9 protein-coding genes are annotated in these 8,897 nt (G+C 69.2%); 5 read left to right on the forward strand and 4 right to left on the reverse strand.

Going from position 1 to position 8,897, the window contains the following annotated elements; translation table 11 throughout:
- Positions 1-22 precede the first annotated feature (22 nt).
- Entirely contained in the window at positions 23-991 is a 969-nt protein-coding gene (gene iolC, locus AB0I69_RS15460) for a 5-dehydro-2-deoxygluconokinase (protein WP_363096118.1), read from the reverse strand.
- Positions 992-1,279: 288 nt separating this feature from the next.
- Here iolC and AB0I69_RS15465 point away from each other — a divergent pair, with 288 nt between their 5' ends.
- From AB0I69_RS15465 to AB0I69_RS15485, 5 genes are read left to right on the forward strand one after another with little or no spacing between them, the layout of a single operon-like run.
- Entirely contained in the window at positions 1,280-2,299 is a 1,020-nt protein-coding gene (locus tag AB0I69_RS15465; protein WP_363096119.1) for a sugar ABC transporter substrate-binding protein, read from the forward strand.
- Entirely contained in the window at positions 2,299-3,375 is a 1,077-nt protein-coding gene (locus AB0I69_RS15470) for an ABC transporter permease (protein WP_363096120.1), read from the forward strand. The genes AB0I69_RS15465 and AB0I69_RS15470 overlap by 1 nt, the downstream gene beginning before the upstream one ends.
- Positions 3,376-3,383: 8 nt before the next feature.
- Positions 3,384-4,298 (forward strand): ATP-binding cassette domain-containing protein, encoded by a 915-nt coding sequence (locus AB0I69_RS15475; RefSeq protein WP_363096121.1) that lies wholly within the window; start codon positions 3,384-3,386, stop codon positions 4,296-4,298.
- A gap of 1 nt (position 4,299) precedes the next feature.
- Positions 4,300-5,208 carry a sugar phosphate isomerase/epimerase gene (locus tag AB0I69_RS15480; RefSeq protein ID WP_363096122.1) on the forward strand — a complete coding sequence of 303 codons (909 nt, stop codon included), beginning with the start codon at positions 4,300-4,302 and terminating at the stop codon, positions 5,206-5,208.
- Between the two features lie 25 nt (positions 5,209-5,233).
- On the forward strand, positions 5,234-6,253 hold the full coding sequence (locus AB0I69_RS15485; RefSeq protein ID WP_363096159.1) for a Gfo/Idh/MocA family oxidoreductase: 1,020 nt from the start codon (positions 5,234-5,236) through the stop codon (positions 6,251-6,253).
- 51 nt (positions 6,254-6,304) lie between these two features.
- On the opposite strand, the gene AB0I69_RS15490 is transcribed toward AB0I69_RS15485, so the two are convergent.
- The 3 genes from AB0I69_RS15490 to AB0I69_RS15500 all read right to left on the reverse strand — a co-directional run.
- Entirely contained in the window at positions 6,305-7,327 is a 1,023-nt protein-coding gene (locus AB0I69_RS15490; RefSeq protein ID WP_363096123.1) for a Gfo/Idh/MocA family oxidoreductase, read from the reverse strand.
- Positions 7,324-8,328 (reverse strand): Gfo/Idh/MocA family oxidoreductase, encoded by a 1,005-nt coding sequence (locus tag AB0I69_RS15495; RefSeq protein ID WP_363096124.1) that lies wholly within the window; start codon positions 8,326-8,328, stop codon positions 7,324-7,326. Before AB0I69_RS15495 ends, AB0I69_RS15490 begins: the two co-directional genes overlap by 4 nt.
- A gap of 50 nt (positions 8,329-8,378) precedes the next feature.
- A partial coding sequence (locus AB0I69_RS15500) for an SDR family oxidoreductase (RefSeq protein WP_363096125.1) occupies positions 8,379-8,897 on the reverse strand: 519 nt, incomplete at its 5' end.

The following is an 8,897-nucleotide window of genomic DNA, read 5'->3' on the forward strand; positions in this document are numbered from 1 at the left end:
GGTGGCTGGGGCGGCCACGCGGTCAGTCGCCCACTCGCGCGCCGGCGAGCAGGTCCTCGACCTCGGACTCGGTGGGCATCGCGGTGGAGCAGGCGAGACGGGAGGCGACGAGGGCACCGGCCGCGTTGGCGAACCGCATGGACCGTTCCAGGTCCCAGCCGGACAGCAGGCCGTGGCACAGCGAGCCGCCGAACGCGTCGCCCGCGCCGAGGCCGTTGAGCACCTCGACCGGCACCGGCGGCACCTCGGCGGTCGTGCCGTCGCGGTGCACGGCCAGGACGCCCTTGGGGCCCTGCTTCACGACGGCCAGCTCCACGCCCGCGTCCAGCAGGGCCTGGGCGCAGGCGTGCGGCTCGCGGACGCCGGTGGCGATCTCGCACTCGTCGAGGTTGCCCACCGCGACCGTCGCGTGACGCAGGGCCTCCGCGTAGTACGGGCGGGCTTCCTTCGGGTCCTTCCAGAACATCGGGCGCCAGTCGAGGTCGAAGACCGTGGTGCCCGCCTTGTCGCGCGCCTTGAGGGCGGCGAGCGTGGCGGAGCGGCTCGGCTCCTCGCTCAGACCGGTGCCGGTGATCCAGAAGACGCGGGCCTGGCGGATCGCGAAGTAGTCCAGCTCGTCGGTGTGGATCTCCAGGTCCGGCGCCTTGGGCTGCCGGTAGAAGTACAGCGGGAAGTCGTCCGGCGGGAAGATCTCGCAGAACGTGACCGGCGTCGGGTAGTCCGCGACGGGCGTGACCCAGCGGTCGTCGACCCCGAAGTCCTTGAGGGCCTCGTGCAGAAACGTCCCGAAGGGGTCGTCGCCGGTGCGGGTGATCACCGCGGCGCTACGGCCGAGCCGAGCGGCGGCGACCGCCACATTGCTCGCCGAACCCCCGAGGAACTTGCCGAACGTCTCCACACGGGCCAGCGGTACGCCAGACTGCAACGGGTAGAGATCGACCCCGATGCGACCCATGGTGATCAGATCGAAGGACTGGGCTGACTCGGCCATGCGCGACACTCCTCTGAGCTGCTGGGGGTGGGCGGGTCCCAGGGGCCTGCCGCCTCCCAGGTGTAGGTCTCCGAGGGGCTCCCTGTCAATAGTTTGTACTTACATTCGGACCTGCTCGTGAAATGATGTCTTAACAAAGTATTGACAGCGGACGCGACCGGGGATTTGATTCCGTCCCAGCGCAACAGCCGTGTTTCGCGGCAAACGACCCGGGGTCGACAGGCCCCGAGCCCGGATCTCTGCGATCATTGCTCCCTTTCCCCTGAAGCACAGTGAGGTGCAGGAAAGATGGACCGTTCCACTTACTCCCGCTCGCGCAGAATGGCCCCCTTCGTGGCGGTGGCCGCGGCAGCGGCCCTGACCCTTGCAGGCTGCTCCAGCAGCTCGGGCGGCAAGAAGTCCACGGAGGACTCCTCCGGCGCCTCTGCGGGCAAGGCCAGCACTCCTCGCATGACGGTCGCTCTGGTCACGCACCAGGCACCGGGCGACACGTTCTGGGACATCGTCCGCAAGGGCGCCCAGGCCGCCGCCGACAAGGACAACATCAAGCTCATCTACTCGGCCGACCCGAACGCGGGCAACCAGTCGAACCTGGTGCAGAACGCGATCGACCAGAAGGTCGACGGCATCGCGGTCACCCTCGCCAAGCCCGACGCCCTGAAGGACGTCATCGGCAAGGCGAAGACCGCGAACATACCCGTCGTGGGCCTCAACTCCGGTCTCAGCGACTGGAAGAAGCTCGGACTGCTGGAGTTCTTCGGCCAGGACGAGACGGTGGCCGGCCAGGCGCTCGGCAACAAGCTGAACTCGATCGGCGCCAAGAAGGCCGTCTGTGTCATCCAGGAGCAGGGCAACATCGGCCTGACCCAGCGCTGCGACGGCGTCAAGAAGACGTTCACCGGCACCGTCGAGACGCTGAACGTCAACGGCACCGACATGCCGTCCGTGAAGTCGACGATCACCGCCAAGCTCACGCAGGACAAGGCCATCGACTACGTGGTCACCCTCGGCGCCCCGTTCGCGCTGACCGCCGTGCAGTCGGTGTCCGACGCGGGCAGCAAGGCGAAGATCGCCACCTTCGACCTCAACAAGGACCTGACGACCGCGATCAGCAAGGGCACCATCCAGTTCGCCGTCGACCAGCAGCCTTACCTCCAGGGCTACTTGGCGGTCGACTCGCTGTGGCTGTACAAGAACAACGGCAACTACAGCGGTGGTGGTGAGCAGCCCGTACTGACCGGCCCGGCCTTCGTCGACAAGACCAACGTCGCAGCCGTCGCCAAGTACGCCGCCAACGGAACCCGGTGATGAGCATGACCCAGCACGCCGAGCCGGCGGTGACCACACCGCCGGCCCCCGGCCCGAAGGAAACCGACGGCCGGACCTCTGAACGGCCCCTGGCGCTCCGCCTGTTGGCCCGGCCCGAGATCGGTGTCTTCCTCGGCGCGGCCGCGGTGTACGTGTTCTTCCTGATCGCCGCTCCGCCTGTGCGGGACGGCGCCTCGATGGCGAACATCCTCTACAGCTCGTCGACGATCGGCATCATGGCGCTGCCGGTCGCCCTGCTGATGATCGGCGGGGAGTTCGACCTCTCCGCGGGTGTCGCGGTGATCACCTCGGCGCTCACCGCGAGCATGCTCAGCTACCAACTCACCATGAACGTGTGGGTCGGTGTGATCGTCGCGCTCCTGGTGTCGCTGGGGATCGGCTTCCTCAACGGCTGGATGGTCGTCAAGACCGGGCTGCCGAGCTTCCTGGTCACCCTGGGCAGCTTCCTGATCCTCCAGGGCGTCAACCTCGCGGTGACGAAGCTGGTCACCGGCAACGTCGCCACCGACGACATCAGCACCATGGACGGCTTCGACCAGGCCAAGAAGATCTTCGCGACGTCCTTCGACATCGGCGGCGTCAACGTGAAGATCACCATCTTCTACTGGCTGGTGTTCGCGGCGATCGCCACCTGGGTGCTGCTGCGCACGAAGTACGGCAACTGGATCTTCGCGGTCGGCGGCAACAAGGACTCCGCGCGGGCCGTCGGCGTGCCCGTGGCCTTCACCAAGATCTCCCTGTTCATGCTGGTCGGTTTCGGTGCCTGGTTCGTCGGCATGCACCAGCTGTTCACCTTCAACACCGTGCAGTCCGGCGAGGGCGTCGGCCAGGAGCTGATCTACATCTCCGCGGCCGTCATCGGCGGCTGTCTGCTGACCGGCGGCGCCGGCTCGGCGATCGGCCCCGTCTTCGGCGCGTTCATGTTCGGCATGGTGCAGCAGGGCATCGTCTACGCCGGCTGGAACCCCGACTGGTTCAAGGCGTTCCTCGGCGTGATGCTGCTCGGCGCCGTCCTCATCAATCTGTGGGTCCAGCGCACCGCGACCCGGAGGTGACCGACAACATGACAAGCAACGAATCCGGCACTCACGGCGCCATCCTCGAAGACAGCGTGCCGAGGGACGCGGACGCGCCGATCGTCCAACTGCGCAACGCGGGCAAGGCCTACGGCAACGTCCGCGCGCTGCACGGCGTGGACCTCGCGGTCCGCCCCGGCCAGGTCACCTGCGTCCTTGGCGACAACGGCGCGGGCAAGTCCACGCTCATCAAAATCATCTCCGGGCTGCACCAGCACACGGAGGGCGAGTTCCTCGTCGACGGCGGGGCGGTGCACCTCACCACCCCGCGTCAGGCCCTGGACCGCGGTATCGCGACCGTCTACCAGGACCTGGCCGTCGTGCCGTTGATGCCGGTGTGGCGCAACTTCTTCCTCGGCTCCGAGATGACGAAGGGCCCCTGGCCGTTCCGCCGTCTCGACATCGACCGGATGAAGAAGACCGCGGACGAAGAGCTGCGCAACATGGGCATCGTCCTGGACAACCTGGACCAGCCCATCGGCACCCTCTCCGGCGGCCAGCGCCAGTGCGTGGCGATCGCCCGCGCCGTCTACTTCGGCGCCCGCGTGCTGATCCTGGACGAGCCGACGGCTGCCCTGGGTGTCAAGCAGTCCGGTGTGGTGCTGAAGTACGTGGCTGCGGCGCGGGAACGTGGTCTCGGCGTCATCTTCATCACGCACAACCCGCACCACGCCTACATGGTCGGTGACCACTTCAGCGTGCTGCGGTTGGGCACGATGGAACTGTCGGCGGAGCGCAGCGAGATCACTCTCGAAGAGCTGACCAACCACATGGCGGGCGGCACCGAACTCGCCGCGCTCAAGCACGAGTTGTCCCAGGTCCGCGGCGTCGACGTCGAAGAGCTCCCCGACGAGAAGGCCCTCAAGGCGCCGGTGGCGGCGTCTCCCGAAGGGACCGTCTGACATGTCGGACCGTCCCTTCCTGGACCGGATCAGGGTCGGGTCCGCCCCCGACTCCTGGGGCGTGTGGTTCCCCGACGACCCCCAACAGGTGCCGTGGCAGCGGTTCCTGGACGAGGTCGCGCAGGCCGGCTACTCCTGGATCGAACTGGGCCCGTACGGCTATCTGCCGACCGACCCGGCCCGGCTCTCGGACGAGATCGCCCGGCGCGACCTGAAGGTCTCCGCGGGCACGGTCTTCACCGGCCTGCACCGGGGCCCCTCCGTCTGGGACGCCACGTGGGAGCACGTCAGCCAGGTCGCCGCGCTCACCCAGGCGATGGGCGCGCGGCACCTGGTCGTCATCCCCTCCTTCTGGCGGGACGACAAGACCGCCGAGATCCTGGAGCCGCCGGAACTGACCGGCGAGCAGTGGGCCCACCTCACCAAGGGCATGGAGCGCCTCGGGCACGAGGTGAAGGAGGCGTACGGGCTGGACCTCGTCGTCCACCCGCACGCCGACACCCACCTCGACACCGAGGACCACGTCGAGCACTTCCTCGACTCGACCGACTCCGAACTGGTCAACCTCTGCCTGGACACCGGGCATTACGCCTACTGCGGCGGCGACAGCGTCAAGCTGATCGAGGCATACGGCGAACGCATCGGCTATCTGCACCTCAAGCAGGTCGACCCGGCGATCCTCGCCGACGTCGTCAGGAACGAGGTGCCCTTCGGACCGGCCGTGGCGCGCGGAGTGATGTGCGAACCGCCGTCCGGCATACCGGAGTTGGAGCCGGTACTGATCGCGGCGCAGCGCCTGGGCGTGGAGTTGTTCGCGATCGTCGAGCAGGACATGTACCCGTGCGAGCCGGACAAGCCCCTGCCCATCGCGGAGCGCACCCGCAAGTTCCTCCGTTCCTGCGGTGCCTGACGACCCGAAAGGACGGCCGATGGCCATGAAGCCGCGCGACCCGCTCGGAGTGGCAGTCGTCGGAACCGGAAAGATGGGCGCGGACCACGTCCGCCGGATCGAGGACGTGGTCAACGGAGCCCGGGTGACCGCCGTCGTGGACGTCGACGCCGAGCGCGCCAAACGGATCGCGTCCGGTGTCGACGGCTGCACCGCGTACACCGACCCGGCCGCCGCGATGGCGGCGGCCGACGTCGACGCGGTGCTGATCGCCTCACCGGGCCCCGCCCACGAGGCGGCCCTGCTGACGGCCTTCGAGCACGATCTGCCCGTCCTGTGCGAGAAACCGCTCACGCCGGACGCGGCCTCGGCGCTGCGCGTGATGGAAGCGGAGATGAGCCTCGGTCACCGCCGGGTCCAGGTCGGCTTCATGCGGCGCTACGACGCCGAGTACATGAAGCTCAAGTCCCTTCTGGGCACAGGCCAGTTGGGCAGACCGCTCATGCTCCACAACCGGCACCGCAACGCCGCCAGCCCGCCCTTCTTCACCAGCTCCATGCTCATCAGCGACTCCGTGGCCCACGAGACGGACGCGACGCGCTGGCTGCTGGGCCACGAGATCACGGCGGTGACGGTGCTGCGCCCGCGCCCCACGGCGAGCGCCCCGGACGACCTCCAGGACCCGCAGTTCGTCGTCTTCGAGACCGACGGCGGCGCGATCGTCGACGTCGAGATGTTCGTCAACTGCGGCTTCGGCTACCAGGTCCAGGCCGAGATCGTCTGCGAACGCGGCACCGCCCGCATCGGAGACGGCCACGCCATGGTCACCAACATGGCCGGCCGCTGGGGCGGCACCATCGCCCAGGACTTCGTCGAACGCTTCGCCGACGCCTACGACCGCGAGGTCCAGACCTGGGTCGACGCCACCCGCCGCGGCGAGGTCACCGGCCCGAGCGTGTGGGACGGGTACGCGGCGGCGGCCGTGTGCGAGGCGGGGGTACGGGCGTTGGAGGAGGGGGTTCGGGTGGAGGTCGAACTGGTGGAGCGGCCCAAGTTCTACCGGTGACCACTTCGTCGAGGGCGGCGCGTGCGACCACGCGCCGCCCCCGACGGGCGTCTACGGCAGAATCGGCACGCGCGGACGCGCCTCGAACCCCGCCGCGCGGTAGGCCTCGTCGATGAGTGTCATCGTCGCGACCGCGTCGTCCGGGCCCAACGGCAGGGGTGCGCCCTCCCTCAACCGGGCGGCGAACGCCTCCAGTTGGTAGGTGTACGACGACCGTCGGCCGAGTCGCTCGGTGCGCTCGCTGTCCGTCGTGCGGATCACGATCCGGTCGTCCTGGTGGGGCAGCACGAAGTTGAGCGCGCGCGCCTCGCCCCGGCTGCCGACGATCCGGCAGCTCATGTCCAGCCCGTCGTACGCCATGTGACAGCCGGCGGAGCCCGTGGCGCCGCTCGGGAACGCCAGCTCGGCGTCCAGCCACTCGTCGACGCCCGGTGCCCCCGCGCGTTCACCACCCCGGGCCGAGACGAGCCGTGGCGCGCCGCCCGCCCAGGGAGCGAGCATCCGCAGCGCGTGCAGGCCGTAGCAGCCCAGGTCCATCATGGCGCCGCCGGCCAGGTCCAGGGACCAGCGTGGGTCGGTGTCCGGCGGCGCGGCGATCGCGACGCGCGTCTCGACGTGCCGCAGCTCGCCGAGTTCACCCGAGGCCAGCAGTTCGTGCAGGCGTCGGGTGACCGGGTGGAAGAGGTAGTGGAAGGCCTCCATGAAGACCGTTCCGGACTTCGCCGCCGCCTCCCGGACCTCGGCCGCCTCCTCCGCGTTGCTCGCCGACGGCTTCTCCGACAGCACGTGTTTGCCCGCCTCGAGCGCGGCGAGGTTCCACGGTCCGTGCAGACCGTTGGCGAGGGGGTTGTAGACGACCTCCACCTCGGGGTCGGCGATCAGGTCGGCGTACGAGTCCGCGACCCGCTCGACGCGGTGCGCGGCGGCGTAGGCCTCGGCCCTGGACCGGTCCCGCGCGGCCACCGCGACAATGCGGTGGCCGGTCTTCCGGGCGGGACCGATCAGGGAGTTCTCGGTGATCCGAGCCGCTCCCAGTACTCCGATGCGCAGTGGTTCCCGGCCCGCACCGCTCATGCTTCGCGTACCTCCTGGATGGTGACGGGGCGGTGCTCGTGCAGCGACAGGGTGCAGGCGTCGGCGATCCAGCCGGCCTCCAGGGCGTCCGCGACCGTGCAGGGGGAGGTGCGGGTGCCGGCCACGACCTCGGTGAACGCGGTGAGTTCGGCGCGGTAGGCGGCTGTGAAGCGGTCCATGAAGAAGTCGTGCGGGGTGCCCGCCGGGAACGTCACGCCCGGCTCGACCGAGCGCAGCGGCAGCTTGTCCTCCAGGCCCACCGCGATGGAGTCCGTGAAGCCGTGGATCTCCATGCGGACGTCGTAACCCCGGGCGTTGTGGCGGGAGTTGGACACCACCGCGATGGTGCCGTCGTCCAGGGTGAGGATCGCGCCGGTGGTGTCGGCGTCGCCCGCCTCCTTGATGTACTCGGCACCCCGGTTGCCGCCGACCGCGTACACCTCGGTGACCTCGCGGCCGGTCACCCAGCGGATGATGTCGAAGTCGTGGACCGAACAGTCCCGGAAGATGCCTCCGGACGCGGCGATGTACGCGGCCGGCGGCGGCGCCGGGTCAAGCGTCGTCGACCGTACGGTGTGCAGCTTGCCCAGCTCGCCGGACTGCACGGCGGCGCGCGCGGCGACGAAGCCGGCGTCGAAGCGGCGGTTGTAGCCGATCTGGATCGGCACGCTGCTGCCCTCGACGGCCTTGAGGACCTTGACGCCCTCGGCCATCGTCTTGGCGACGGGCTTCTCGCAGAAGACGGGGATGCCCGCCTCGACGGCGGCCAGGATCAGGCCCGGGTGGGCGTCCGTCGCCGCGGCGACCACGACACCGTCGACCCCGGCGGCCAGCACGGCCTCGGGGGAGTCCGCGACCTCGGCGCCGAACCGCTCGGCGGCCTTCTTCGCGGCCTCCGCGAACGGGTCGGCCACGACGAGGGACTCGACCACGTCGAGTCCGGAGAGGGTCTCGGCGTGGAACGCGCCGATGCGGCCGAGGCCGAGGATTCCGATACGCATGAGGGCTCTTGCTTTCTTGAGAGGTGCGGGTTCTTGCAAGACGGAGTAGGTCAGTCGAGGGCGCCCAGGACGTTCTGGTCCCAGTCGATCACCGAACCGGTGACCACCCCGGACCGGTCGGACAGCAGGAACACCACGAAGTCGGCGATCTCGTCCGGTTGGCCGAGCTTGCCCATCGGCTGGCGTTCGGCGGCCTGTTGGAGCCAGTCGTCCCCGGCGTCGTGGAAGGCTCGCTGGACGGCGTCCTCGCCCTCGGTCGCGGTCCAGCCGATGTTGAGGGTGTTGATCCGGATCCGGTCGAAGCGGTGGGCGTGGGCGGCGTTGCGGGTGAGCCCTGCCAGTCCGGCCTTGGCCGCGGAGTAGGGAGCGAGGTAAGGGGGTCCGCCGTGGGCGCAGTTGGAGCCGATGTTGACGATGGTCCCCGGCGCCTTGCGGGCGGTCATGTCGGCGACCGCGGCCTGCATGGCGAAGAACGGTGCCTTCAGGTTGATGGCGATGTGCTGGTCGAACAGTTCCGGTGTGGTGTCCAGCAGTGAGCCGCGTGAGGTGAGTCCGGCCGCGTTGACGAG

Source organism: Streptomyces sp. NPDC050508, from assembly GCF_040655155.1.
GTDB lineage: Bacteria > Actinomycetota > Actinomycetes > Streptomycetales > Streptomycetaceae > Streptomyces.

Coding starts and splice junctions, on each gene's coding strand:
- iolC (WP_363096118.1), bottom strand. CDS start 991: ATGGCCGAGTCAGCCCAGTCCTTCGATCTGATCACCATGGGTCGCATC.
- AB0I69_RS15465 (WP_363096119.1), top strand. CDS start 1,280: ATGGACCGTTCCACTTACTCCCGCTCGCGCAGAATGGCCCCCTTCGTG.
- AB0I69_RS15470 (WP_363096120.1), top strand. CDS start 2,299: ATGAGCATGACCCAGCACGCCGAGCCGGCGGTGACCACACCGCCGGCC.
- AB0I69_RS15475 (WP_363096121.1), top strand. CDS start 3,384: ATGACAAGCAACGAATCCGGCACTCACGGCGCCATCCTCGAAGACAGC.
- AB0I69_RS15480 (WP_363096122.1), top strand. CDS start 4,300: ATGTCGGACCGTCCCTTCCTGGACCGGATCAGGGTCGGGTCCGCCCCC.
- AB0I69_RS15485 (WP_363096159.1), top strand. CDS start 5,234: ATGAAGCCGCGCGACCCGCTCGGAGTGGCAGTCGTCGGAACCGGAAAG.
- AB0I69_RS15490 (WP_363096123.1), bottom strand. CDS start 7,327: ATGAGCGGTGCGGGCCGGGAACCACTGCGCATCGGAGTACTGGGAGCG.
- AB0I69_RS15495 (WP_363096124.1), bottom strand. CDS start 8,328: ATGCGTATCGGAATCCTCGGCCTCGGCCGCATCGGCGCGTTCCACGCC.